The 26,183-nt window shown below is 43.1% G+C and carries 20 protein-coding genes; 10 read left to right on the top strand and 10 right to left on the bottom strand.

What is annotated here, in order from left to right:
• Nucleotides 1-85: 85 nt before the first annotated feature.
• The 6 genes from L6E24_RS00895 to L6E24_RS00870 form a co-directional block, all read right to left on the bottom strand.
• A complete protein-coding gene (locus L6E24_RS00895; protein ID WP_257742857.1) occupies nucleotides 86-1,270 on the bottom strand; it encodes a WD40 repeat domain-containing protein in 1,185 nt (394 codons plus the stop codon).
• Nucleotides 1,270-3,294 (bottom strand): helical backbone metal receptor, encoded by a 2,025-nt coding sequence (locus L6E24_RS00890; protein ID WP_257742856.1) that lies wholly within the window; start codon nucleotides 3,292-3,294, stop codon nucleotides 1,270-1,272. Before L6E24_RS00890 ends, L6E24_RS00895 begins: the two co-directional genes overlap by 1 nt.
• Nucleotides 3,291-8,444, bottom strand: coding sequence for an outer membrane protein assembly factor BamB family protein (locus tag L6E24_RS00885; RefSeq protein WP_257742855.1), 5,154 nt, complete (start codon nucleotides 8,442-8,444; stop codon nucleotides 3,291-3,293). Before L6E24_RS00885 ends, L6E24_RS00890 begins: the two co-directional genes overlap by 4 nt.
• Before the next feature lie 88 nt (nucleotides 8,445-8,532).
• The gene (locus tag L6E24_RS00880; RefSeq protein ID WP_257742854.1) at nucleotides 8,533-9,750 is read right to left on the bottom strand and encodes an ABC transporter ATP-binding protein; all 1,218 of its coding nucleotides are present in this window, start codon (nucleotides 9,748-9,750) and stop codon (nucleotides 8,533-8,535) included.
• On the bottom strand, nucleotides 9,747-10,721 hold the full coding sequence (locus tag L6E24_RS00875) for a FecCD family ABC transporter permease (protein WP_257742853.1): 975 nt from the start codon (nucleotides 10,719-10,721) through the stop codon (nucleotides 9,747-9,749). The genes L6E24_RS00880 and L6E24_RS00875 overlap by 4 nt, the downstream gene beginning before the upstream one ends.
• A 124-nt stretch (nucleotides 10,722-10,845) precedes the next feature.
• On the bottom strand, nucleotides 10,846-11,550 hold the full coding sequence (locus L6E24_RS00870; protein WP_257742852.1) for a hypothetical protein: 705 nt from the start codon (nucleotides 11,548-11,550) through the stop codon (nucleotides 10,846-10,848).
• Between the two features lie 133 nt (nucleotides 11,551-11,683).
• Here L6E24_RS00870 and L6E24_RS00865 point away from each other — a divergent pair, with 133 nt between their 5' ends.
• The 3 genes from L6E24_RS00865 (at nucleotide 11,684) to L6E24_RS00855 (ending at nucleotide 14,308) form a co-directional block, all read left to right on the top strand.
• Entirely contained in the window at nucleotides 11,684-12,202 is a 519-nt protein-coding gene (locus L6E24_RS00865) for a flavodoxin domain-containing protein (protein WP_257742851.1), read from the top strand.
• 41 nt (nucleotides 12,203-12,243) lie between these two features.
• Nucleotides 12,244-12,987 carry an MJ1433 family protein gene (locus tag L6E24_RS00860; RefSeq protein ID WP_257742850.1) on the top strand — a complete coding sequence of 248 codons (744 nt, stop codon included), beginning with the start codon at nucleotides 12,244-12,246 and terminating at the stop codon, nucleotides 12,985-12,987.
• 199 nt (nucleotides 12,988-13,186) lie between these two features.
• Entirely contained in the window at nucleotides 13,187-14,308 is a 1,122-nt protein-coding gene (locus tag L6E24_RS00855; protein ID WP_257742849.1) for a flavodoxin domain-containing protein, read from the top strand.
• A 46-nt stretch (nucleotides 14,309-14,354) separates the two neighbouring features.
• Here the strand turns inward: L6E24_RS00855 and purB are convergent, their stop codons facing one another.
• A complete protein-coding gene (gene purB / locus L6E24_RS00850) occupies nucleotides 14,355-15,695 on the bottom strand; it encodes an adenylosuccinate lyase (protein ID WP_257742848.1) in 1,341 nt (446 codons plus the stop codon).
• Nucleotides 15,696-15,806: 111 nt separating this feature from the next.
• On the bottom strand, nucleotides 15,807-16,028 hold the full coding sequence (locus L6E24_RS00845; RefSeq protein WP_257742847.1) for a PspC domain-containing protein: 222 nt from the start codon (nucleotides 16,026-16,028) through the stop codon (nucleotides 15,807-15,809).
• A 74-nt stretch (nucleotides 16,029-16,102) separates the two neighbouring features.
• On the opposite strand from L6E24_RS00845, the gene L6E24_RS00840 reads away from it, so the two are divergent.
• From L6E24_RS00840 to rlmH, 5 genes are all read left to right on the top strand, one after another.
• A complete protein-coding gene (locus L6E24_RS00840; protein ID WP_257742846.1) occupies nucleotides 16,103-18,100 on the top strand; it encodes an ATP-dependent DNA helicase in 1,998 nt (665 codons plus the stop codon).
• The gene (locus tag L6E24_RS00835; RefSeq protein WP_308219132.1) at nucleotides 18,091-18,588 is read left to right on the top strand and encodes an MGMT family protein; all 498 of its coding nucleotides are present in this window, start codon (nucleotides 18,091-18,093) and stop codon (nucleotides 18,586-18,588) included. Before L6E24_RS00840 ends, L6E24_RS00835 begins: the two co-directional genes overlap by 10 nt.
• A 337-nt stretch (nucleotides 18,589-18,925) precedes the next feature.
• Complete coding sequence (locus tag L6E24_RS00830; RefSeq protein ID WP_257742845.1) at nucleotides 18,926-19,843, top strand: ketopantoate reductase family protein; 918 nt, start codon at nucleotides 18,926-18,928, stop codon at nucleotides 19,841-19,843.
• A complete protein-coding gene (gene mobA / locus L6E24_RS00825) occupies nucleotides 19,836-20,456 on the top strand; it encodes a molybdenum cofactor guanylyltransferase (protein ID WP_257742844.1) in 621 nt (206 codons plus the stop codon). The genes L6E24_RS00830 and mobA overlap by 8 nt, the downstream gene beginning before the upstream one ends.
• A gap of 1 nt (nucleotide 20,457) precedes the next feature.
• Nucleotides 20,458-20,943 (top strand): 23S rRNA (pseudouridine(1915)-N(3))-methyltransferase RlmH, encoded by a 486-nt coding sequence (gene rlmH / locus L6E24_RS00820; RefSeq protein ID WP_257742843.1) that lies wholly within the window; start codon nucleotides 20,458-20,460, stop codon nucleotides 20,941-20,943.
• Nucleotides 20,944-20,999: 56 nt separating this feature from the next.
• On the opposite strand, the gene L6E24_RS00815 is transcribed toward rlmH, so the two are convergent.
• Both L6E24_RS00815 and L6E24_RS00810 read right to left on the bottom strand, forming a co-directional pair.
• On the bottom strand, nucleotides 21,000-21,827 hold the full coding sequence (locus L6E24_RS00815) for a dihydroorotate dehydrogenase electron transfer subunit (protein ID WP_257742842.1): 828 nt from the start codon (nucleotides 21,825-21,827) through the stop codon (nucleotides 21,000-21,002).
• Entirely contained in the window at nucleotides 21,820-22,716 is an 897-nt protein-coding gene (locus tag L6E24_RS00810) for a dihydroorotate dehydrogenase (protein ID WP_257744052.1), read from the bottom strand. Before L6E24_RS00810 ends, L6E24_RS00815 begins: the two co-directional genes overlap by 8 nt.
• 62 nt (nucleotides 22,717-22,778) lie before the next feature.
• On the opposite strand from L6E24_RS00810, the gene L6E24_RS00805 reads away from it, so the two are divergent.
• Together L6E24_RS00805 and L6E24_RS00800 are read left to right on the top strand one after the other, a co-directional pair.
• Nucleotides 22,779-23,648, top strand: a complete 870-nt coding sequence (locus L6E24_RS00805) for a malate dehydrogenase (protein ID WP_257742841.1) — start codon at nucleotides 22,779-22,781, stop codon at nucleotides 23,646-23,648.
• 3 nt (nucleotides 23,649-23,651) lie between these two features.
• Nucleotides 23,652-26,183 carry a DNA-directed DNA polymerase gene (locus tag L6E24_RS00800; RefSeq protein ID WP_257742840.1) on the top strand — a complete coding sequence of 844 codons (2,532 nt, stop codon included), beginning with the start codon at nucleotides 23,652-23,654 and terminating at the stop codon, nucleotides 26,181-26,183.

The raw sequence follows: 26,183 nt of genomic DNA, 5'->3' as shown, positions 1-26,183 counted from the left end.
AAGAACCAAACCCTTTTTTAAATTATTTAAGCCGCCGGATTAGTGAATTGCAGGCAAAAAACAGATAGATCTGCCGATTACAGACTTACCAGTCTCTGCCGGAAATATAACCGGCAATAAGCAGTGACAATAATATTCCTGTCAGGGCGATAACAGGATTTCCTGACTGCTCCGGATTCTCAGTTCTTTCTGCTCCGGCTGTATTTCTGACATCAGAAAAAAGAGGTTTATCCTTATTGCCGCCTTCAGGAGGAATTTCTGAATAATCTCTACTCTCTGATATATCCAGACCTTCAGTATTATCAGAACTGTAATCACTGCCTGTAACGCCCGATGACTCTTTGGTTATCATCCGGAATAATCCGGAAGTGTCATCTGTGCAGAATGCAAGATATTCGCCGTCATCAGAGAATGAGAGGTCCTTTACGCCATTAACACCCGGAATATCTGTAAGCAGATCACCATTCCGGTTAAAAACAGATACGTGACCATCATGTGCAACAGCTGTGTAAGAGCCATCAGCAGACAATGCGACTCCTTTTGCACCTGCAATTAGTTTATTCCAGCGGATATTTCCGGTACGTGACAGGGCGTTTAGTGTGTCATCAACGGTATAAACAATAAAATCACCCTTTGAAGAGAGATCAAGGTCAATTACAGGTTTGCCTGAATGGGATTTTCTCGTCCAGATGTTATTGCCCTCCTCATCCATAAATATCAGATCCCCAATTGATGACCCTCCTGCAATATAGTTTCCGTCTTCTGATACTGCAACTGAATCAAGGTCATATCCTGCATCAAAACTGACCTCTGTTTCATCTGTAGTATTATAAATATTCAAATCCTGATTATCTGTTGCAAAATAGAGAAGATTACCTTCATGAGAAATTGCAACGGATCTTATGACATAGCCATAATTTTTCCTGAATAATGAACTGCCGTCATGGTCAAAGAGATTGAGTGAAACACCACCGGAGAGTATTTTTCTGCTATCATCTGATACAGCAGCATTATCTGATAGTCCAAGTTCTTTTGTCCATAATATACTGCCTTTATTATCGCAGCAGAAAAATCCGCCTGTGCCTCCACCTGCTAATGTTTCACCGTCACCGGATATGGAAATCTCCGCTGTGCCGGGAACAGTTCTTACCTCCCAGAGCTTTTCAAAGTATATTTCATCAGTACTGACTGCATTATTTCCGGCAGCAGCAAAAGAAGGAATTGTCAGTATGAGAAGCAGGGAAAAAAAAAGAAAAAAATATTTTTTCATCAGGCTTTCTCCTTTCCCCGCAGGAAAACAATGGATAAACCTGCAATTAACGACATTATAACCGACATTCCGAGTGGGGCTGATTCGGAGTTATTATTTTCACTATTAGCTGTATATGTAAAGAGATCAGGATAAACATCGGCTGCAACCTCCTCAAGTCCGTCAACAATTCTCGGTCCGCCCCTGTCAATAATATCTGCGTCAACAACATAGACACGGTTATTCTTCACCGCATTCATGTTTTTGAATCTTGTCTCTTCCATGAGGTAATTGTAGATTACATCCCTCCCTTCTGTACCCATACCTGAGCCTGAACTTACGACAATCACATCCGGATTTGTGACAACAAACTCTTCAAGGCTGACAGTGCCCCATCCTTTCACCTCAGGGAATGCATTCTTTGCACTGATTATCTCAAACATCTCATTCTGGAAGGTCTCACTTCCACTGACCCAGACAGGATCGTACCATACCATATGTGCAACTGTCGGATGTTCATCTGCTCCGGCGGCCTTTGTCCGTATGGAATTAATGCGGTCTTCCATATCAGTTACAATTTCTCTGGCTTTTGTCTCAGTTCCGGTTGCCTCTCCGATAATGGTAATGTCATTTAAAACATCTGATATGTCAGTTGGATTTGTTGAGATCACAACAAAGCCCATATTCCTGAGTTTATTTGCCACTTCTTCGGTGTTCCCGAATGATGCAATGATAAGATCAGGTTTTGCAGCTACTATTTTTTCAACATTTGGAGTGGAATATCCACCGACTTTTTCAACTGTTTCAGCTTCTGCCGGATAATTACAATAATCTGTCACACCCACAATTTTGTCTCCAAGGCCGAGTGCATACAGAATTTCAGTGTTTGCAGGTGCAAGGGAGATTATTCTCTGTGGATAACCGTTAATTTCAACACTTCTGCCAAAGTCATCAACTACGATTACTGCTCTGTTGGAATCCTCTGATGAAGCATCAGAACCGGAAAGATATGAAGAACCTGTTGAGTCAGCATCTGACGAAGAGTCCTTTGAGGTACTGCCTGACTGGCTGCCTGCTGATGTTTTTGCAACTGAGAGGTGGTCATCAGGTTTTATCGGGTATGGAATTCCAAGAAGTGCCGGGACTGCGGCTGAGGTCATTCTGCATGGATTGTCAGTTAAGAGTGATGTCCACATGAAATAACCATCATCTGTCCTGTATGTCATAAGGTTGTCCACCGGAGATTTACCATCCTTTACAAAACTGATTGGATCTTCTCCGGCGGCGATAAGTGCCTGAATAACCCACGAATCAGATGCTGTATTGGATGAACTTGAGCCGCCGTAATTGAAGCCGCCGTCATCACCCTGGCTGTTTCTGAAGAATGATATTGCAGATTTTATTGACGGGGATGATGAACTTCTTCCTGCTGAGCATAATGCCATAACGGCAGAAGATGTATCATCATTGTCACTTTCAGCGCCTGTTGTCCAGCCAAAACCACCGTCATCATTCTGCTGTGATTCAAGCCATTGTACTGACTTTGAAACATCCTCACCGGCAGCAGACAATGCCATAACAGCCCAGTTTGTGGTATATATATGATCGCCATACTGCCCGGAATCCTTCTCCTTACTCTTTAGGAGAGTTACAAAATCTGTTCCTTCAAAACTGCGTGGATCTTCACCGATAGCTACCAGGGTAAGAATCATCTTTGATGTCTCTGATGTACCATCCAGCGCAACAGTCTCAGGTGCAAGTGATTTCAGGTAATCCATAGCCGAAACACTACCGGATTTCCATTCAGAAATATCTTCTCCGGCAGCGGCGAGGGCAAGTATAACCCATGTTGAAGTACCCGGGTTGGAGTTACGATCCTGCTCGCCAAAACCACCGTCGGACTTCTGGCATGTCTTAAAGTAATCTATCGATCCTGTTATCTCCTGGTCTGACAGACCAAGCGGATAACTGTCTGCCGGGCAGACCAGTACTAAGAAGAGTACAGTTAAAAATACTGATATCAGTTTTTTTCTCAAATTAATCATCTCCTGTTATATTTCAGGGCTGCTGCAAGAGACAGAACAGCCAGTACAGCAAAAACCGGCATTGCGTATGAACCGGATTTTTCTGCATTATTCTCTTCTCCGGTCAGATTCAGATTATCTTCGCCTGCCTGACCTGAAGATTTACTCTCTGATGTAATTGTTGCAAGAACAAATGAGGATGATACACCGTTTTGAGATATACCCTTAAATGTCACCAGGCCCGGTTCATCATCATTGAGGATTTCAGGTGTAATTATCTCTGCACCGCCATCATCCAGTATATGGACAATCCTGAATTCAGATAATTCCCCTTTACTGCTGAGAAGATCTTCCGGCACAGTCATATATACAGTTGCAGAAGCAACATCCACACCGTTTTCAATATTCTCTTTCTCAGCATCAAGCTCATATACCGCATTGCCGATTACTTTTCCTGTGCCTGAGCTTTTAAGCAGCCGGTTAATTTCCTCGGAATCGACATCATCAGGTATTGACAGGATAAGCTGGCCGTCAACAGGGATACTGTTCATCTCCATATCAAGGCAGGCTTTTACTCCTGCATCCATCCCGGAATTTTTAATTACCGGAGCAGTGGAGATTGATATAGATTCTATCTCACCGGAAGTTACACCATCACGTACTTTATAATCCTTAAACCTTATTTTAAGAGTTAAATCTCCCCTTGTGATTATCAGGGAATTTTTATCCTGAACAATCACCTCACCGGAGGATTTTGCAGACTGAATATCTATTGAGAAGTACATCCTTCCGCCTTCAAGGGTTAAGGATGAATCCTCAGGCAGCCCGATTGCCAGATCAACTGAACCGGTTGCTGCCAAAACATTTCCACCTGATGTGGTGGCCGCGCCACCTCCGCCAGAAGAGCCGGAACTGCCCGAAGCTGAGGAAGAGATACTGGCTTTAAGTGCAATCTTCTGAGCCGATTCTTCGGGCACGGATTCCATGCTCTCGCTATAATACCATAATACCTCATCGCCATTGTTCAGTTTAAATACATTAGCACCAATATTTCCTGTATTTCCGTTTACCTGGTACATCCAGCCGGCATTTCCCTCATTATCCTCACCCTGCACTGATTTAACAAACAGAGTTCCATACTCGGCATACCAGCCGTCATCTACCACAAATGAAATTCCCTTTACATGAAGGATACCAAGGGCAGTGCATATGTCAACATCGTAGACTTTCCCACTGTTCGTAGCAGTTACTTCAAATGTACCGGATGAAAGTGTCACCGGGGTGTATGTCAGTGAACTTCCTCCGCCCCCACCTCCTCCGGTAGTCGGAGTTGGTGAAGGTGCATTGCTGTGTGCCATAATAAGGCCATAAACTGAAAATCCATCGGAATAGACATATAACCGGGTGTAATTTCCGGAAATATCATATGAAAACGGTGACAGAACTTCACTCTCTCCGTCATCTTTCCATCTTATAATCCTGACATCTGAAATCCCACCCTGACTGTCAATCCAGGTATTTTTAACAGTAAAGGAGAGGTTTACTCCTGAGACTGATGAATCATTGGTAAATCCTGATTTTGTGAAATAGACGGTATATGCAATACTGTCACATACAAGATTTGAATCTGTGCATGCAACAGAGAAGGCATTTTTGGCATCATCCACCACGTCCGGAGAGATGGTAGTCTCAACTGTGGCATTCTCCTGGTAGTCACCCATTGTAAAATTAAAGTTTACTGAAGCATTTCCCACATCCGGGCTAATCTCACTGCCGTTTATACCCGGAGACGATATTGTTACTGAGGTGACTTCACCTGAAAGTACATCGCCTGATTTGGTATAATTTCCGGTCTGAATCGTTACCTCTGTTCCGTCAGGTTTTGTATATCCTGCAACTCCGTCTGATTCTTCCCAACCGGAGAGATTAATGCTTATATCCTGTATTCCTGGCTGTGAAACCGAAATGTTCACTCCCGGAACATTGGCTGAGACAGAATTTTCGGCTGTTTTATTCACCGGAGCAGTGATTACGTTTATTTTCAGATCGCAGGAGCGTGATTCAGTTTCATCACTATTATATGCTGTAAGTTTTGCAGTATATTCACTGACATTTGTGTAGGTATGTAATACAGATACACCTGAGAGACTGCCGGAGATATGTTTATCTGAACCATCACCGAAGTCCAGAACGAATCTCTTTGCATTTTCACACCCGGTTGCAGAAAAACTTACATTTACCGGTGCCTTTCCGCCTTTTGGAGAGGCATAGAGGTGTGGTTCTCCAAGTGGCATTTCCGGGCCGAAACAGTAGAGAGTATCGTAATATGCACCGCCGATATAGAGCATTTCATTGTCAATTACCGGAGATGAACCCCAGAATGCCGCGAAGCAATTTCCGGCAGGTGCTGCCTGTGCATATTCCCAGATCAGAGTGCCGTCATCCGGATTTACACAGACTACTTTTCCGGCTTTCTCATTGGTGGCAAAATATATGCCATTTTCAGCAATAGCCGGAGAGGCTGCAATGCTTGCAGATGAATAATGCCACTCTTCAGAACCGTCTGCTGCACTGTATTTATGCAGACCATCCTTTTCACCAGCATACAGATGTCCGTCCATGAATGAAGGGGTGCCTGCACCATTTGGTGAACTTATGGCAGTGCTCCATAGTTCTTCTCCGGAACTTTTATTGATGGCATACAGGTTTGACGAAGTGGTGAAATAAATACTATCTGTGCCCATAACAGGTGATGAGAGTATTTTTTCAGGTGATATAAAATTCCAGTTCTCCTCAAAGGTCTCAAAATTTAAAGAGTATAGTTTCTGAGAATCTCCGGCTGCGAAATAGATATATTCACCGGATACAACGGGAGAACTCCTGTATTCCAGTGTTCCTCCACCGTTGAATGTTTTAACTTCATTGCCCTCAAAGTCAAATTTCCTCAGAATTCCGGTTGTCTGCGAAACTGCCAGAATATAATCTCCTGATACTACGGGGGAGGAGGTTGCCTGACTCCACCACTGTGGCGAATTATCAAGTGTTTTTGTCCAGTTGGTTTTTCCGGTATCCATATCAACAGCATACAGTACACCGTCAGTACCTCTTACATATACATTGCCGCCGCCTGATGCCGGAGAAGCCAGGTAAGAACTTACATTATTTGCAAGTGTATTCTTCCAGAGATATGATCCGTCACTCTGGTTATAGCAGTAGAGGTAATAATCATCCATTTTGTTTGTAGTCCACCAGGTGGAGAAGAAGACTTTGCCATCCGCAATAACGGGTGGTGTCTCAACATCGCCGGAGAGAGAAGCTGTATTCCAGCGGATGTTTGAGGTTTTTGGCCCTTTGTTCTGCTTTTTTAGAACAGAAACTGTAATATTGACAGAATTGTCGGAGTTGTCCGGTGCCGGGTAAATCCCTTTCCCGGAATCGCAAAATCCATAGGCAAACTGGAGAAGGTCTCCGTCTCTTAAAATATTACCGGCAAGCCCTTCTGATATTCTCTCACCGTTGATGTATTCTGACCAGCAGTATGAGAGGTCATCTGTCTGGTTTATCCCTCCAATTCCGGTAAGCTCAAATGTATTGTATGAAGGATATGATGAATCATCTGTATAATACTCAAACCCGCCTTTCTCTGACGCTTTCTTCAGCGCTGCAAGATCAGATGCCGCATTTACATTGTAATCTGCTGACGGATTGTTCGTTGGTGAATATTTAAAATCAGGCCCTTCCTCAAGTGTGACATCACCGCTCCAGCTGAAATCATCCATTTTGCCGAAGCAGTATAGAGTGTTATAATATGCACCGCCGATATAGAGTTTTTCATTATCAATTACCGGTGATGAACCCCAGAATGCCGCAAAGTAGCCTCCGGCAGGTGCTGCCTGTGTATACTCCCAGATCAGAGTGCCGTCATCAGGATTTAAGCAGATTACTTTTCCGGCTTTCTCATTGGTGGCGAAATATACCCCATTCTCAGCAATAGCGGGAGATGCTGCAATGCTTGCTGATGAGTAATGCCACACTTCAGATCCGTCTGCTGAACTGTATTTATGCAGCCCGTCCTTTTCACCTACATAGAGATGCCCGTCTGAGAAAGCAGGAGTGCCGGCACCGCTTGGCGAACTTATGGCAGCAATCCAGAGTTCTTCACCGGAACTTTTATTGAGAGCATAAAGGTATGATGAAGTGGTGAAGTAAAGTGCATCAGTACCAATTACAGGTGATGAGAGTATCTTTTCAGATGATACAAAATTCCAGTTCTCTTCAAAGGTTTCAAAATTAATTGAGAAAAGCTTTAACGAATCTCCGGCAGCGAAATAGGCATCTCCATCGGATACAACCGGAGAACTCCTGTGTTCCAGAGTTCCTCCTCCGTTGAATGTCTTAATCTCATTGCCGGAAAAATCAAACTTCCTTAAAATTCCGGTTGTCTGGGAGACTGCCAGAATATAATCTCCGGATACAACAGGGGATGATGTTGTCTGGCTCCACCACAGAGGCGAGGTATCAAGGGTTTTTGTCCATTTGGTCACCCCTGTATCCATATCAACGGCGTAAAGAACACCATTTATGCCCCGGACAAATATCCTGCCGCCACCTGTTGCGGCTGAAGCGAGGTATGATCCAATTCCACTGGCAAGTGTGTTCTTCCAGAGAAATGTGCCGTCACTCTGGTTATAGCAGTAGAGGTAATAATCATCCATCTGGTTTGTCGTCCACCAGGTGGAGACGAAGACTTTGCCATCCGCAATTAGAGGCGGAGTATCAGCATCACCGGAGAGAGGAGTTGTATTCCAGCGGATGTTTGCGGTTTTTGGGCCTGTGCCTTCAGATGTTATAATCTCCTCATCAAAAAAAAGACAATTGTTATTATTCTGCGTATCCGGTTGGATCACCTGTTCTATTACAGAATCATCCGGATTAACAGAATCAGAACATGACACTGATTCTCCGGAAGATCTCATCTTTTCATTTTCGACATCAGAAATATTCCCTATGGAATTTCCCGGAAAAACCCTGTATTCTTCAATACCCTCCCCGCATAGAGAAGAGTTCAGGTCATCAGCATCTGACGCTGAAACTGTTCCTGATAATAATGTAATAATTAAAAGAAATGTTATTGTTAAGCAATATATCCGCTTATTCATACCCAATATCATAAAATTAACTCCAGAACTAATTATATAATGTTGGTATTCAGGGAATAAATAATTCACGCAGATTTTAGATAACTAAAATAAGTTTAATTTATCTGCCGGATATTTCTGAAGACAGTCCGGAGAGATCTCCGGCATAATGTATCCGTTTTTTGATCTTTGAAAGGGTATCATTCAGTTTTCCGCCGGAAGTGAAATCTGAAAATTCACCGACCACATATACAGGTATATCCTGATTTTCCGTGAGAACATCAATATTCACAATATTCCCGTCACCGACACACATGCCGGCAATAACAACAGCATCTGCCTCTGAGATTATTTCTGATAATTTACAGAGCATTGCATTATCCGGAGGTGAAAACGGCATAACTGACAGTACATCAATTCCAAGTGATTTGGCTGCATAGTAGTCCGAGTCATCAATGGACAGAATTCCGGCAGTGAGAATATGCCCGCATTCATAAAGGGCATACATTATCTCACAACCCGAACCTCCGCCGGAGATGATATGAATGTTAAGTTTTTCTGCTGATTTGTCTCCGGATTCAATGAGAGAAACTATCTTCGGTTTTTTTGTGATCGGATTAACAGCTACAACTGCATTAATACCATAAAATTCCGAGAGATTCTTCTGGGTAATAACCTCATTTGGCAGACCGGATGAGCAGACTTTCCCGTTATTCAGCAAAATAAGCCTGTCGCAGTACTGGGATGCAAGATTTAAGTCATGGAATACCCCTATCTTTGTCACACCTGAGAGGTCCTTTATCAGGTTTAGTATCTCCATCTGGTGATTGATATCGAGGTGAGATGTTGCCTCATCCAGGAGAAGAACTTTTGGCTGCTGTGCAAGTGCTCTTGCAATAATCACTCTCTGTCTCTCGCCGCCGCTGATTTCATTGACAGATCTCTCTGCAAGATGTCTGAGATTGCATGTATCTATTGCATGATTCACAATGTCAATATCTTCTGCTGATTCCTGGCTGAATCTGCCGATGTACGCATGACGGCCCATCATAACAATATCAAATACCGAATAATCAAAGGATATTGCAGTCTCCTGGGGGACAACACCGAGAGTTTTAGCCATATCTTTTGGTGAAACCTTTGATACATCAAGTTCATCAATCTTTACAATTCCGCATGAAAGATTTAAAATTCCTGCAATGGATTTGAGAAGAGTACTCTTACCCGAACCATTCGGCCCGATAATTCCCACAAATTCGCCATCTCCCGGTGAAAATGATATGTCACGGATTATGTCATCCCCGCCATATCCCGAAGATATGTCATCTACAATGATCATGCCTTCATCCTCCTTCTGAGCAGGAGCAGGAAGAACGGTGCTCCAACAAATGCAGTTATTACTCCGACCGGCATTTCATTGAAGAATGTTCTGGTCATATTGTCAGCCCACAGTAAAAAAAGTCCTCCGGCAAGTAGTGACGAAGGTATGAGCACCCTGTGATCAGGCCCGACAATGAGGCGCATAACATGAGGGGTAATAAGCCCTATGAAACCTATAGCACCGGCAATCGCAACCGCAATTCCGGCAACAAGAGAACTTACAACAAGAAGAACTTTCTTCAGCAGTTCAACATTAACACCGAGAGTGCCGGCATCATCCTCACCTAAAGAGAGGATATTTAAATCCCTTGAGAAGAAGAGGAGAAATACTGATGCAAAGATAATAATCAGGCCTGTTAAAGCATCAGTCCACCCTACGTTCCAGAAACCTCCCATCAGCCAGAAGACAATCTGGTGAAGACTTTTTCCGGCATTATACATCAAAAATGAGAGTATTGCTGAGAAGAACATGGACAGGGCAACTCCGGAGAGAAGAAGAGTCTCTACCGGCGCTCTGCCGTTTTTGGTTGCAAGAACATACACCATAAGCGTTGCTCCTGTTGCACCAATGAATGCAAATATCGGAAGGCCGGCACCTGCAAAAATTACTATTGATATGGCAGCACCAAGTGCACCACCTGAGGAAGTTCCGATAATATAAGGGTCAGCCATTGAATTTTTGAACAGTCCCTGCATCACCGCACCGGCAACAGCCAGCCCGCAGCCGACAAAAAATGCCGACAATATTCTTGGCAGTCTGATGTCCAATATTATCAGATTTGCAGTTTGATCAGCCCCGGAAGGATTTAAAAAAATGCCCAGAAGGGTGGACAGTTCAACCTCTGTCGGTCCAAGGGATATTGAGAAGATAATACTGAAGAGAGATATAGTCAGAAGAATCAGAATTACCAGAATATTTTTTTTCTTCATTACAATAGATATTTATTTGATTGTATTAAGTAAAATTATTTTGTATCAGATGTATGGCCGGCAGATGGGATCCAGAATATTCACATGAGAAAAATAAAACAGATAATCCCTGAAAAAGGATTATTCAGTCCTTTTTACGCAGGACAAAAAATACCAGAAATAAAATGCCAATCGAAAGTACAGGAACACCTGCCGGAAGAGCAGATTTTTCAGAAGTTGCCGGCTGTGCATCTCCACCGCTTTCTGCGGCTCCGGTAACCACAGTATCTGAATTACTCACATTCACCATACTCTCCACAGCAACAACACCGTTTTCAGATTCGGTTTTCATCTCAGGGAGAGCAGCACCAGTTTTTTCATCCCCGGTTCCGGCAACCACGCCCGTTTTTGCCGAAATTATGCCCCCCTCTGCTCCGGCAGTAACATAAGGCCGTACAATATTTACAACTGTCATTGAATAATCGGCAGATGAGATATCGCTTAAACTTACAGGTTTGCTTGCAGCATAAACCCTGTACACTCCGGCATCAGGTGTGCCTGAAGCTGTGGAAGTGTCCCACTTATAACTCCACCTGCCACTGTTTACTGTAACCCTTACAAAACTGTCAGGATCATCAGTCACAACCGCAGACTGAATATCTTCAGGATTTGCACCGCCTGATGGTAGATTTGGTCCGGAAACAAAGAGATATACATAATTTGACGGAGAACTTCCACCAAGATTAATGACATCTCCGACATAAAATTCCTCTGCTGTTGCAGGTGATGAAAAAACCATGAGGATGGACAGAATAAAAAGTGCCAGAACTTTCAGCCAGTAATTATTCATAATAATTCTGTTTTGAACTTTAACTGCCAAATAGCCTTCGACTGAAATGTTACCCGGATATTTTATAGATCAAAAACCGGTGACGGATAATGGCAGACTATAAACAGTTTAAACTGCATAAATACCGGAATATATGACTGCCGGAAAAGTGCTCGTGGCATATGCCACAAGATACGGTTCAACTAAGGATATAGCCGAAGTAATAGCTGATACAATCAGAAAGAGAGGTATTGAAACGGACTGTATGGACATCAATACAATCAACCCCGAAAATATGTCTGTTTATGATGCCTTCTTTGTCGGAAGTCCGCTTCACCTTGGGAAATGGCTGCCGGAAGCAAAGGAATTCATGCAGTTCAGACGGGATGTCCTGAATAAAAAACCGGTTTTTGTCTTCACATGCGGAATTACACTCAAAGATAAAACAGAACATATCCTGAAAAAAGCTGAATTCGCATTATATGAATTCTCACAGTATGTAAAAATGGATGAAAAGGAGTTCTTCGCCGGAAAACTGACAATTGCAGATCTAAATGAGACTGACAGCCAGATCGTCCGGATTGCAGGAGTTGGTGAAGGAGATTATACAGATATAAATACTGTTAATAAATGGGCAGATGGCATAGCAGATAAATATCTTAAAGCACAATAACCGAATCATACCAGTTTCATAAAAATCCGGACGTGAGAAAAATGGATGATAATAAATGGTTTATATCACTTGCAGGAATGCTTGTATTTACATCATTCCTGCTTTACTTCCTGCATTACCTGATATTTCATGATCTTCACCATATTGAACTCTTTGCACTTCACGAACTGGCATTTCTGCCAATTGAAGTATTAATCGTCACGCTTGTTATACACAGGATGCTTGACAACCGCGAGAAGAAGAAGAAACTTGAAAAGATGAATATGGTCATCGGTACATTTTTCAGTGTTATCGGGACAGAGCTTCTTGAGATGTTCTCAAAAGACAATCCTGATATTGAGGATGCCGGAAAAGAACTTAAAATATCGGGTGAATGGACAGATCGTACATTCAGAGAGGCAACAGAGAGGATACAGAGATATTCCTTTGAGATTAGTGAATCAGGAACTGACATCTGTTTACTCAAGAATTTTATGGAAGAGAAGGAAGATTTCCTTATAAGAATGCTTGAAAATCCGGTCCTCCTTGAGCATGAGTCATTCACTGATCTGCTTCAGGCAACATTTCATCTGGCAGAAGAACTGCATAAAAGAACAGACATTTCTCTCTGTCCGGATACTGACATTAAACATCTTGAAGGTGACATAAACCGTGTCTATTCACGGCTTGTCATAGAATGGCTGTCATACCTTAAGCACCTGAAAGACAATTTCCCATATCTCTTCTCACTTGCCATAAGAACAAATCCGTTTGACAAAGATGCTGAAGTATTTGTCCGGAATTAACATCCGGCCCATCTTTAATTCAAATAAATTTATGAAGGTTAATTCAGGTAAATTATAATAGCTGATTCCTACAGTTTCTCCTCCAGGAAAGATACAAATAGTCCAATAACCATATTGCAAAGAACAGGATAATAACATCCAGAAAAATAAACAGGAATCATATAATCACATCGAATAATAATCGGGAGAATTTCTTAAAATGATAAAAACTGATATTTTGCTTGACTTCATAGAACTAAATACAGGCAAACCATTATCCTCACCAAGGGCATTGTTCAAAACCGGCGATGATAAATTATTCGGGATAACAGAAAGCTGCAGAGACAGGGGTAGTGCAACATTAAGAACAGAAGAAGGAGAAGAGTTTGGTCTGTCATTACATACTGCGGAACAGCTGATAGAACTCCTGCTTACAAACCCCGTTGTAGCACTTGATGCAACTGATGACGAAGAAATTCCCGCATATATAGAAAATCTAACTATAAATGAAACAGAACAGGGATCAGACAGTGAAAATATTAAAAATACCCTGCTGTACATATCTGATCTCATAGTTCTCTCAGGCATTGCATCATATGGGTGGGCAAAGACTCCTAAAGGAGGAAATAAATTCAGAGCCATTGCTATCCGGAGAAAAAAGGTTGGTGACAATTATAACAATCACAATCATGATAATAACAATGATAAATCAGGAAAAATTACAGGTGAGTCATCTAAGTCCTATAGAGAAACTGAAGCCGAGAGATTTTTAACTGAAAATAAGAGAGATCCGGTTAAAAAAAATCCAATCTCACAGGATAAAACGGGCACTAAAGATACAGGTGAATCAACAATCCTGATAACATATGCAACAAAGCACGGCTCAACTGCTGATATTGCATGGACCATCAGGAACAGTTTCTTCGATGCCGGATATAAGGCAGATGTCAAAAAAGTGCAGGATGTTGAGGATATAAGGCAGTATTCACTCATTGTAATGGGCACACCGATATACGAAGGAAAATTAATGCCGGAGGCTGAAGAGTTTGTGAAGCTTCACAGAAATTATCTGAATAAAAAAAATGCTGCTCTTTTCATCACCGGATATTCACTCAGGAACAATGATTACAAAGAGAGAGAGAAAGCTGAAAAACTTGCAGAAAAAATTTCACAGCACATTGATCTCGTCACAACCGGCTACTTTGGCGGAAAACTGGATGCCGGAAATATAACCATCACAGAAAAGATCAGTTCATTATTCAGAGAAGGCAGAATTCCCGGAGATTACAGAGACTGGCACCTCATAGGTGAGTGGGCCGACGGCCTCAGAACTTATATTTAAATAAAAAATAATATTTTTTTTAACTCAGCAGACAATTACATAATTTCTACAGTACAAATGGAGTCAGTTTTTCAGCAAGGCTGTCAACCTGAAATACTGCTGTTCCGATGTAATTGTCCGGGAGTAAAAGCTCTTCAATCTCCTTAAATGAGAGATATTTTGAGACACCCGGATTTTCAGCAAGAATTGCAGCAAGCGGCCTGTGCAGCTCAAGGGCAGTCATGCTGCTAACCCTGATTATCTCATGTGCATCCTGTCTGTCCATTCCTCTTTTTGTAAGTTCAATCATAACAGACTCTGCCATATTGACACCATTCAGAAGGTTCAGATTCTTCCGGATATTGTCTCCATTGAGTTTTACTCCGGAGATCACACCAATCATGAGATTTAGTATGTGATCGGTCAGGATGGATGATTCAGGGAAGGTTACCCTTTCGCATGATGAATTTGTAAGATCCCTCTCATCCCACAGTGTATTGTTCATCAGTGCCGGTTCAACCATTGCCCTTACAATACGCGCAAGTCCGCAGACCTGCTCAGATTTGATAGGATTTCTCTTATGCGGCATGGTTGATGATCCGACCTGCTTTTTGCCGAATGCCTCTTCCATCTCACCGATCTCAGATCTCTGCATCATTCTTATCTCAATTCCTATCTTATCAAGGGTGGTTGAGATATTTGCCAGCAGCATTACATATTCCGCATACCTGTCACGCTGAATTATCTGGTTTGAGACATCTACCGGATGAAGGCCAAGATATCCCATCATTGAGACCATCACCTCATGGCCGGAATTTCCCAATGATGCCTGAGTCCCGACAGCACCGGTCATCTGTCCGACTGCGACACGCGGCCTCATCTGTTCAAGTCTCTCAATATGTCTTGCAACCTCGCTTGCCCAGATCGCAAATCTCAGACCATATGTTGTCGGCACGCCGATCTGCCCGTGTGTTCTTCCGGCGCAGACAAGTGTTTTTGTCTCCTTCGCCCTTTCAAGAAGTACGCTCAGAAGCCCTCTGAGTTTTGCCTCAATAAGAAACATGCTCTCCTTAAGCTGAATCCCTGTAGCAGTGTCAAGGATGTCATTGGATGTCGCGCCATAATGAATCCATCTTCCGGACTCGCCGCAGACTTCAGTGACAGCTTTTACAATTGCCATCATATCATGGCTGATCTCATCCTCAATCTCTTTGGCCCGCGCAAGTGATGCATTTTTTGCCAGTTTAGCGATTGAATCTGCCGCTTCTGCCGGGATCATACCGTGATCTGCCTCTGCTTTTGCAAGTGCGACCTCTGCCTGAACAACAGCGGCAAAACGGTTTTCCTCGCCCCAGATCTTTTTCATCTCAGGTGTTCCGTATCTGAAATCAATAGGATGTATTGCCATAGTGTTTACTGGTATGTAACTTGTTTATAAAATTGGTTTTCAGTCATGCATGATATATGCGGGCAACTATTACTGAATTTTTTGAATGCCAAATAAAGATAAAATGCTAAATTAATTTTTAATTGTGAATTCAGCATCAATAACGTCATTTTCTTCTTCATCCGGCAGCAGTACCCACCCCGCGATGTACGCAATAATGCCTGCGCCGTACGCAAGAGTCATAACAACAAACACTATCCGTACAATATTCGGGTCAATGTCCAGCCCTCTGCCTATTCCACTGCATACACCTGCTAAAATCCTGTCATCTTTGGTTCTGTATATCTTATTCATTGAAATCACCCGTGCAGTGCCTGCGCAGACACAGCACAATAATACAAAATGTGGCGGCACCAAATATGTAAGTAATGGGTAATATTGAAGACTGGTTTCCATACGACAATTTCAGGCCAAACCAGGAGACGATGTTAAATACAGCCGCAGAAGCGGTACGGGAGAATAAAATCTGCCTTATAGATGCTCCTACAGGAAGCGGAAAGTCAAGTGTTATCTCGGCAATGCTTGCAAACGCAAACGGAAGAAAAATTGTGGTTGCGGTGAGAACAGTCAGCCAGCTGAATATTTTCATCCGGGAAATTGAGCTTATTAAGAGAAAAAAACGGATTAAAGCTGCATATCTCGTAGGAAAACGGAATATGTGCCCGATGACAGGTGAGGGTGACATCTATCATCTCTGTGAAGGTCTGAAAGCCTTCTCCTCATCAATAATGAGGGACCGTGCGCAGAAAGGCTCCCTTGTTCCGGCTAATGATGCAGTAATAAAAAAACAGATCAAAATGCAGGACCCGGACAGACCCCTGTTATGTCCCTATTACATAAAATCAAAAGTCTTTGTTGAAAATGACGGCATTAAGATGATTCCCTCAAACATCCTGAGGGCGAAGGGGGATGAGGTATCAAAAAGCCTTGTAAATCCTGACAGGATTAAAGATCTTTGCAGTGAGATCTGCCCTTATGAGGTGATGCTTCAGGCATCAAGAGATGCAGATATTATACTTCTTAATTTCCACCACCTCTTCAACGAAACAATAAGGGAGCAGATGTATCTCTCAATCGGGATTGAAGAGAACAACACCATGCTTCTCATTGACGAAGCCCACAACTGCTCCGATACAGTCCAGAGCATTCAGACTATTAGCATAAGTGAAAAAACCCTTGAACATGCCCAGAATGAACTTACCCATATGAAGAACAGAATAAAGGGTGTTGAAGCTGTGCAGGGTATGCTTCCAAGAGTCAGGAAGTTTATGGAAGGATTAAGGAGATCAGTTAAAAAAGAGGACTATTTCGACCCGGTTATGTTCTCAAGATTTATACTCAATGAATCTCTCTACAATAAAATGGAGGATATATATGACGATCTCAACCGGATATATGAGGCAATAAAGGATAAGAAGATCCAGGAGGGAGACTTTAAGGAAATTCCGCTTGAGAGAGTCATGGAATTTTTCTTCAGAATTATTCAGGCAACTCAGGATCCGGCATTCCTGACCATATACAGAAAGAATGAGAATATGATCTCACTTGAGGTCAGAAATATTGACCCGTCATCAACATTAAAGGAGATTGCTCAGAACCATTCGTCATGTATAATGATAAGTGGCACACTATCTCCGGTTGAGAGCTTTAAAAAGCTTTATTTTGAGGATCTGCCAGCATTAACCCTCTCCCTGCCCAATTCATTCCCAAAAAAAAACCGGGCCATATACTGTTCAAAAGATGTCACTTCTGCTTTTTCAAAGAGGAAGGATAAGGACAACCTTGAGAAAATTCACAGATATATACAGGAATTTGCAAAGGTAAAGGGAAACCTTGCGGTGTACTTCCCGTCCTATGATATGCTCAATAATATTGCAGTTGACATACCGCAAAAAATAAACAAAAAAGAGGTATTCATAGAATCACCTGAAACGCAGGTTGCCAACCGTGATTTAAGGAAGTTTCTGTCCCTGCCGGAGATGGGTAAATCCGGGATCATTTTTGGTGTATGTGGTGGTAAATGGAGTGAGGGGCTTGATTACAGGGGTGAACTCTTAAACGGTGCAATTGTAATCGGCCTGCCTCTTGCGCCCTATAATGATGTCAGAAAGATGGTCATTGACTATTTTAAGAGTAAATTCGGCCCGGAGGGTGAGTTTATATCATACACACTTCCGGCAATAAACAAAGCACTTCAGGCGCTTGGAAGAGTGCTCAGGACACCGGATGACACAGGCGTTCTGCTCATAGGGGAGGCACGTTTCCTTGAATCCGGAGTTAAGAGAGGACTGCCACCATGGATGCAGGATGAGATGGTTGTCTGTGATGTATCACAGTTTTCAAAGGATATAGCCAGGTGGAGATAAAAATCAAAGGAGAGAGAAAGAGAGAGGCAAAAAGACAGAAAGCTGATATGAATACATATTCCGGAAGATATCCCTTCGGGTACTGGCATGTCATTGTCTGGTGGAGCGATGAGAGAATAATAAGAGTCAGTTTTTCCAGGAATCCGGATGTGACAGACGGGGATATTCCTGCTGTCATAAGGCTGTATTTAAACGGTAAAAACCGGAATCTCTCAATGCTAAAATCATCCGCAACAGAGGATGGCCATCCATACTGCGGGATATACAGGATTGTAAAGGAGATCCCATACGGGGAAACAATGACCTATGGTGAGGTTGCAAAGAAGGCAGGGACTAATGCAAGAGTTGTCGGCACTGCAATGAAGAGAAATCCGACACCACTGATAATTCCCTGCCACCGGGTGGTTGCCAAATCCGGAACTGGTGGGTTTACCCCGTCAGTTGAAATTAAGGAAGCACTTCTCCGGATGGAAGGGGTTAAAATCTAAATCTGCGTGTGTAATTTGATTTAATATTTTAGCGTCACCAATACAAATAACTAATATATTCCGGCTGAATGTCCATATTAGCTTATATTAACTTACATTTGAAATTTGATTACTTCGATGTGATAAAGAAAAGTGGGTAGATAAAAAGATTATTTTTCGTAGAGTTAGTGTCGAATGTCAGATACAGGCACATAATATGTTAAACAATAATGATGCCCGGCATCACATCAGTCTTAAAAATTATATCCCACTGCTATTTTATTTCTGGATTGAACAACCTTAAATGTCCGGTGTTAAATGATCTCTATTTAAGAATTTAACAGATCAAATTAGATACATGAAAGTTGCAGTCCTTGGTGCCGGTGCTGTCGGTCTCTGCGTTGCCGGAATGCTCTCTAAAGTATGTGATGTATATGCAGTGACACGCCGGAGGAATGCAGACGCAATAAATAAAGACGGTCTTGTCATGACCGGAATCTGGGGCAGTGAAACTTTTCATTTCCCATGCTCTGAAGATCTGCCCGAAGGTGTGGATTTTGACTATATTATTATCACATCAAAATCCCTTGCAACGAGGGATATCTGCGAACAGTTTGGTGACAGGTTTGGAGATGCTGATCTCATCAGTCTTCAGAACGGAATTGGCAATGAGGAGATCATTGCAGGTTATACCAACAGAGTCATTGGTGCAATGATAATTACCGGATTTGAATGGCGTGGTGACGGGAAGGTTCATGTCTCAGTTGAGGCAGCCCCCGCAAAATTAGGCAGATTTCCGGGCGGAACAGATGAAAGGGTTGAAAATATTGTAAAACTTCTGCAAAGTTCCGGAATAAACGCCCTTACTGATGATAATGTAAGGGGTTCTCTGTGGGGAAAAACACTATACAACTCTGCATTAAATCCACTCGGAGCAGTCATGATGGTTCCCTACAGAGAACTTCTGGATAAAAATGCCTTTAGTATCATAACAGAGATCATAAAAGAAGCTTTTCTGGTTTTAAAAGCAGAAGGCATAAATCCTGGCTGGGACAGTGCAGGAAGCTACCTGAAATATCTAAGAGAAAAGCAGATTCCGGATACTGCCAATCATCATTCATCAATGTACCAGGACATATCAATGGGTAAAAAGACTGAGATTGATTTTATCAATGGTGCAATTACAGATCTCGGAGATAAACACGGCATAGACACACCTGTAAACAGAACAGTTGTCAGTCTGATAAAATTCAGGGAAAATATTAATAATGCCTGATGAAAATCCTGCAAAGCCGGCATTCCGGACAGCAATAATTCTTGCAGGAGGAGAAGGAAAAAGAGCCGGGGGCAGGGATAAATACTTTTTTTCTTACAGGGGAGAGACATTTATCACAAGGCTTATTGAATGCCTTGAAACTGTCGTTGATGAGATAATAATCGTTGCTAAGAACGAAGAGAAATGCAGTCATTTTTACGGGATTGATAATGTCCATATAGTCAGTGATATCATTAAAGGAAGAGGACCGATAGGAGGACTTCAGGCAGGTGTACCTGAAGCAAAAGGAGAAGTAATATTTGTATCTGCCTGCGATATGCCGTTTTTAAATCCTGAGGTCGTTAACCGGCTTTTTGATCAGATGAATGAATATGATGCTATAATTCCGGCATGGGATGAAGATAAAGTAGAGCCGCTTCATGCCATTTACAGGCGTGATGCCCTTGTGAAATACCTTAAAAGCCATAAATCACTCTCTCTTAGGGCCATGATTCATGAACTGCATTCAAAATATATCAGTGTTGAAGAGTTCAGAGATATTGATCCAAACCTCATGACCTTTACAAACATTAACAAATTAGAAGAACTTGAAGAGATAAATACAAAGATCTGACATGCCGGCACAAATCCGTATAATTGCAATAGGCAAAATAAAAGAGAGGTACATCAGTGACGGTATTGATGAATATTTAAAGAGATTAAGGCCATATGCCGGAACAGAAATCATTCAGGTGGCTGATGAGAGCATCCCGGAAAAAGCATCAGCCGCAATAATAAAATCTATTCTTGATAAAGAAGGAGATAAAGTCTTAAAGCAGACAGGCAGTGACGACTTTGTAATCCTTCTTGACCTTCACGGAAAGGAATACTCGTCTGAGGGCATTGCAGAGATTATCAGCGAGCAGGAACTATCCTGCCGGGGGAGAATGGTATTCTGCATTGGCGGCAGCCTTGGTGTATCAGATCTGCTCATCCGCAGGGCCGACATCAGATGGAAACTTTCAGACCTCACATTCCCGCACCAGTTTGTCCGGCTATTAACTGTCGAACAGATATACAGGGCATTTAAGATTTCCAGAAAAGAGAAGTATCACAGGTAAGCCGGATGTCATACCGGCTTTAATGTTATATTAAATCCTGTTTTTCTGAAAAAAATTCAGTGGCCGCCGCCAAAAACCCTTCTTCCTGTGGCATCCCTGGAGTAATTTCCAAACTCAGAGCTTTTTAAAAGGTCAGTACCACTGAATACCGGGCCGTCTCTGCATACACGAAGACCTCCGTCATCAAGGCAGCATGAACCGCAGATACCAACCCCGCATTTCATATATCTCACAAGCGAGAACTGCGCCCGGTCAGCAGCCCCCAGACCATCAAGAATTTTAAGGACATTCTTCATCATGATCTCAGGTCCACAGACACATATGGTGTCGTAGTCTTCCGGATTTACACCGACTTTACTCTGACCTTTAATATCGTCTTTACCTTTGCCATAATCAACACCTGACAGAAGATCAGTTACAAAGCCGTGATGACCAAAAGTCCCGTCATCTGTGGATATATGAAGATCTGTCATACTGCCAAGTTCATCCTTATAGACAATCTCACCGGCAGTCCTTGCACCAAGAATAAAAGTATCTGCAAGACCTTCAAGAGCAAGCGGGCGCAGTGGTGCAGCACCTACCCCTCCGGCTATTGCCAGAACCCGGCCCCTGGGAGTATATCCGTTTCCAAGCGGCCCTTTGATGCCGATTGTATCACCAACATCAAGGGAGAAGAGCGCCTCTGTTGCCTCTCCAACCTTCTGCACGGTAATTGATGAAGGGGAGGAAAATCCCATAGGCACTTCATCAACTCCAGGAATCCAGACCATACAGAACTGTCCGGCCTTTGAACTGAAGCATCCGTCAAACTCAAACGTCTTTATTGTCGGAGTCTCATCCCTAATCTCTGTAATCCTCACCGGAACCGATGCTATCTCACGCATGTGCACAACCTCTTATATCCTCTATATTTTCACCATCTTCAGAGTACAGATCACCGCAGATCTCAGAAAATATCCCGACATTGTCCAGAACTGCACTGCCGATCTCAACCGCAGATGCGCCTGCCATTATCATCTCAATGACATTATCAGCATCCGATATCCCCCCACAGCCGATAACCGGAATTCTGCACGCCTCATACAGATCATAGACGCACTTCACTGCAACCGGAAATATGGCAGGGCCGGAAAGGCCGCCTGACCCGTTCCCAAGCACAGGGCGCCTCATAGCAGTGGAAATCCTCATTGCACGGACTGTGTTCACAGCAACAACAGCAGATGCGCCGCCCTCCTCTGCCGCGAGGCCGGACTCAGTTATATCAGTAACATTCGGCGTAAGCTTGACCCAGACCGGAATTCCGGTTTTTACAACAGCCTCTGTGCACTCCTGCACAAGCTCAGGATTGCTGCCAATCTGTGCGCCATATCCTTCAGCATGCGGACATGATACGTTAAGCTCAAAACCTCGGACCGACTTTATACCTGAAAACCAGGATGCAACCTTAGAGAATTCATCCGGATCTCCGCCAAATATGCTGACAATAACCGGCCTGTCTTCAAGTAATGACAGCTCACCCTTAAATTCCTCAGAAGGATTGGGCAGCCCCATAGCGTTCATCACAGCACCGTCATATACCTGAACGCATGGCCCTTTATGGCCTCCCTTTGGCTCAGGGCCAATAGATTTTGTAACAACCCCGCCTGCGCCAAGTGAGAGCATCCTCTTAAGTGAAGCACCTGTCGTTCCAAGCACACCTGCGGCAAGAATGAGATGATTATCAAGACTGACACCACCGACAGCAATATTTTCCTCCTTTAACAATGACACCATAACAACTGAGATAGTATTTGGAGTTATTTTATTATTATTGTGTTTAAAATGTGTACACATCAATGACAGTCCTCTCAGTAATCGGTGCAGGTAAAGTTGGAAGTGAAGTGGCATTCATTTCAGCTGTACGAGAACTTGCAGATGAGATAATTCTCTACGACAATGTACCTGATTTTTTAAACGCCCAAAAACTGGATCTTCTCCATACCGGAATAAAGACAGAGATATCCACAGATCCAAGAGAGATAAAGGACTCTGACATCGCAGTTTTCACAGCCGGAATTCCAAGGACACCTGCAATTAAGACAAGAGCTGATCTGCTTGAGGCAAACCTTGCAGTTGCAGGTGAATGCGCAGAGTATCTGAAGGGTTTTTCCGGAATACTAATTACAGTTACAAACCCGATGGATGCCAACAACTACTTCTTTAAAAAGGCGCTTGGACTGAATAGAGAGCAGTGCATCGGCTTTGGCGGACAGCTTGACTCAGCACGTTTTTCATTATTCCTCAAAGAGAGGGGATTTTCTGGAGATGCCTTTGTAATCGGTGAGCATGGCGAGCATCAGGTACCTCTGTTCTCAAAGACAGATGGTACAGGCCGGAGAATTGATACAGATACAAGGGAAGAAATTCTCACAGAGATGCGAAGAGCCAGTATGCCGGTGATATCAGGCAAAGGCGGTACAGTCTTTGGCCCGGCATACCACATATCATCATTAATTGATGCTGTTGTATCAGACAGGCGCGGGATAATACCCTGTTCAGTTGTGCTGAATGGAGAATACGGCCTTAAAGACTGCTCAATGGGTGTTCCGGCAAGGATTGGGCGTGAAGGTGTCCTTGAGATAATCGAATGGGAGCTTGACGAATGGGAGAATGAAAAGCTGAAAATGGCTTCAGAACACTTAAACTGTCTCTGCAGGAAGGTCTGAGATATGCAGCAGAGCCTTTTTCCCGGAACAGAAGTGATCATACAGGATGAGAAGAACAAAACCTGTGGCAGCAATGACCTGTCAGAGGTCGAAAAGGAAATTAATGGCTTAAATAACAACAATCCGGAACTTACCGGAGAAGAAGCTGTAGTTAAAAATCCGGATGAGATTAGTATTGCAATTAACCAGGTGGAATACTCAAACGAATTTGACGGCCCGGTAGTACATATCTTTGGCAGGGAAGAGTCAGGAAAAGCCCGTCACATTCAGGTCACCGGTTTTCGGCCCTACTTTTATGCACCGGAAGATGCAGTGCGGGAGGCCTGGCTTCCAGGCGGATATAACCGGGATTTATCAGAAAATTACATCTCAATTCAGGGTGAGAGGCTTGGCAGAATAATTACTGCAAAACCCGGAGATGTCAGGGAATTCCGTGAGGGATTTAAACATTTTGAGGCCGACATACCCTTTGCAACGCGGTTTATGATAGACAACGGGCTTACAGGAGGTGTCTCTGTCAAATCTGAAATAACAGACTATAAAGATGTCTCCCCGTCAGAGGTGAACTCACCGGCAAGGGTCTGCATAATCGACATAGAGTGTGAGGACGAGCACGGATTTCCGGATGCGAACAAAGAAAAGATCAACTGCATCACCTGCTGGGACTCATATGACAATGAGTATAAGACATTTGTCTGGCTTATTAACGGGAACGGGCCGGAATCGGTTGCACTCTGCAATGACTGCCATGAAGTAGTTATATGCAGTGATGAAAATGACCTCCTGAAACGGTTTATCGCCTATATTGCAAAGAGAGATCCTGATGTCCTCTCAGGCTGGAATTTCACAGATTTCGATATGCCGTATATCCAGAAGAGAATTGAGGTCCTCGGAGTGAGTGACGAAGGGCTTTCAAGACTGCCCGGCGGGCCATCGGCAAGAAACCCTGTAAGGGGCAGGGCAGTATTTGATCTTTTGACAGGATATAAAAAGATGCAGGGCGGAAGAAAGGAGTCATATCGCCTTGATGCCATCGCAGAAGAAGAGATCGGCGAAGGCAAAATCCGCTACACCGGCACAGTCTCTGATCTCTGGAAGTATGACCCGAAAAAGCTTGTTGAATATAATGTGAAAGATGTTGAACTCTGCGTTGGTATAAACAACAAAAATAAGATTGTTGAATTTTACAGGGAGATTGCAAGATATGTCGGCTGTCCGCTTGACAGAACACTGAATTCTTCCAATGTAATTGATATCTTTGTTCTCCGGAAAGCCTACAAAAAATATATCCTTCCGTCAAAGGGTTATGCAGATGCCGAGGAATTTGAGGGCGCAACAGTCTTTGACCCGTCAAAGGGTGTAAAGGAGAATGTCATAGTCCTTGACTTAAAGTCCCTCTATCCAATGTGCATGATGACCATCAATGCCTCACCTGAAACGAAGAATAAAGAAGGAGAACTGAGAGCACCAAACGGAATCCGGTTTAAAAAAGAGCCTGACGGCCTGACAAGAAGCATAATCAGTGATCTCTTAAAGGAGAGGGATGAGAGAAAGACAGAGAGGAATAATTATGACTACGGCAGCCCTGAATATGAACTCTATGACATCCAGCAGAATGTCCTGAAGGTCATTATGAACACCTACTACGGTGTAAGCGGATATGCACGGTTCAGGCTGTATGACCGGGACATCGGGTCAGCCGTCACATCAGTCGGCCGTGCTATAATTGATCATACCAGAAAAATCATTGAGGGGATGGGCTATGCCGTCATCTATGGTGATACAGATTCCTGTATGATAAATCTTCCTGTAATGGAGAGGGAGGATACGATTAAAACCGCCCGTGAGATTGAAAAACGCTTAAATGACAGTTATTCTGAATTTTCAAAGAATATTCTCAATGCAGAGAGCCATTATTTCTCAATAAAATTTGAGAAGATCTATGAGAGGTTCTTTCAGGCCGGAAAGAAGAAGAGATATGCCGGTTATCTCGTCTGGAAAGAGGGAAAGGAGGTTGATCAGATTGACATTGTCGGCTTTGAGATGAAGAGGAGTGACTCTCCGCATATTACTAAGGAAGTTCAGCTGAAGGTTATGGATCTGATTCTTAAAGGGGCTGAGCAATCCGAACTTAAAAGTTACCTTGGAGAGGTAATTAAAACCTACAGGAAAGGTGGATATGCACTCGACGATGTCGGAATTCCGGGCGGGATTGGAAAGGATCTCCAGAGTTATGAGAATAAGGATGCCCACGTCAGGGGTGCAATCTATTCAAATGATAATCTAGGTACGGATTTCAAACGTGGAAGCAAGCCAAAGAGGGTGTATATCAAAACTGTTACGGCAAAATACCCAAAGACCGATGTTATTGATTTTGAATATGCCGATCAGGTGCCGCACGAGTTCATAATTGACTGGGAGACCATGCTGGAGAAGACGATCAAACAGCCGATATCAAGAATCATTGAGGCTATAGGGATACCGTGGGCTGAAGTTGACCCTTCAAGAACAACACTCTTTGATTTTGGAATGTGA

The sequence above is a fragment of the Methanoplanus endosymbiosus genome (assembly GCF_024662215.1).
Classification (GTDB): Archaea; Halobacteriota; Methanomicrobia; order Methanomicrobiales; family Methanomicrobiaceae; genus Methanoplanus; species Methanoplanus endosymbiosus.
This window is presented reverse-complemented; position numbering and strand designations above follow the sequence as displayed.

Bases quoted from the DNA above. Each gene is read 5' to 3' on its own strand.
- L6E24_RS00890 (WP_257742856.1), bottom strand. From the start codon at position 3,294: ATGATTAATTTGAGAAAAAAACTGATATCAGTATTTTTAACTGTACTC.
- L6E24_RS00875 (WP_257742853.1), bottom strand. From the start codon at position 10,721: ATGAAGAAAAAAAATATTCTGGTAATTCTGATTCTTCTGACTATATCT.
- L6E24_RS00865 (WP_257742851.1), top strand. From the start codon at position 11,684: ATGACTGCCGGAAAAGTGCTCGTGGCATATGCCACAAGATACGGTTCA.
- L6E24_RS00855 (WP_257742849.1), top strand. From the start codon at position 13,187: ATGATAAAAACTGATATTTTGCTTGACTTCATAGAACTAAATACAGGC.
- L6E24_RS00880 (WP_257742854.1), bottom strand. From the start codon at position 9,750: ATGATCATTGTAGATGACATATCTTCGGGATATGGCGGGGATGACATA.
- L6E24_RS00800 (WP_257742840.1), top strand. From the start codon at position 23,652: ATGCAGCAGAGCCTTTTTCCCGGAACAGAAGTGATCATACAGGATGAG.
- L6E24_RS00815 (WP_257742842.1), bottom strand. From the start codon at position 21,827: ATGCGTGAGATAGCATCGGTTCCGGTGAGGATTACAGAGATTAGGGAT.
- purB (WP_257742848.1), bottom strand. From the start codon at position 15,695: ATGGCAATACATCCTATTGATTTCAGATACGGAACACCTGAGATGAAA.
- L6E24_RS00870 (WP_257742852.1), bottom strand. From the start codon at position 11,550: ATGAATAATTACTGGCTGAAAGTTCTGGCACTTTTTATTCTGTCCATC.
- mobA (WP_257742844.1), top strand. From the start codon at position 19,836: ATGCCTGATGAAAATCCTGCAAAGCCGGCATTCCGGACAGCAATAATT.
- L6E24_RS00860 (WP_257742850.1), top strand. From the start codon at position 12,244: ATGGATGATAATAAATGGTTTATATCACTTGCAGGAATGCTTGTATTT.
- L6E24_RS00805 (WP_257742841.1), top strand. From the start codon at position 22,779: ATGACAGTCCTCTCAGTAATCGGTGCAGGTAAAGTTGGAAGTGAAGTG.
- L6E24_RS00810 (WP_257744052.1), bottom strand. From the start codon at position 22,716: ATGGTGTCATTGTTAAAGGAGGAAAATATTGCTGTCGGTGGTGTCAGT.
- L6E24_RS00830 (WP_257742845.1), top strand. From the start codon at position 18,926: ATGAAAGTTGCAGTCCTTGGTGCCGGTGCTGTCGGTCTCTGCGTTGCC.
- rlmH (WP_257742843.1), top strand. From the start codon at position 20,458: ATGCCGGCACAAATCCGTATAATTGCAATAGGCAAAATAAAAGAGAGG.
- L6E24_RS00895 (WP_257742857.1), bottom strand. From the start codon at position 1,270: ATGAAAAAATATTTTTTTCTTTTTTTTTCCCTGCTTCTCATACTGACA.
- L6E24_RS00885 (WP_257742855.1), bottom strand. From the start codon at position 8,444: ATGATATTGGGTATGAATAAGCGGATATATTGCTTAACAATAACATTT.
- L6E24_RS00840 (WP_257742846.1), top strand. From the start codon at position 16,103: ATGGGTAATATTGAAGACTGGTTTCCATACGACAATTTCAGGCCAAAC.
- L6E24_RS00845 (WP_257742847.1), bottom strand. From the start codon at position 16,028: ATGAATAAGATATACAGAACCAAAGATGACAGGATTTTAGCAGGTGTA.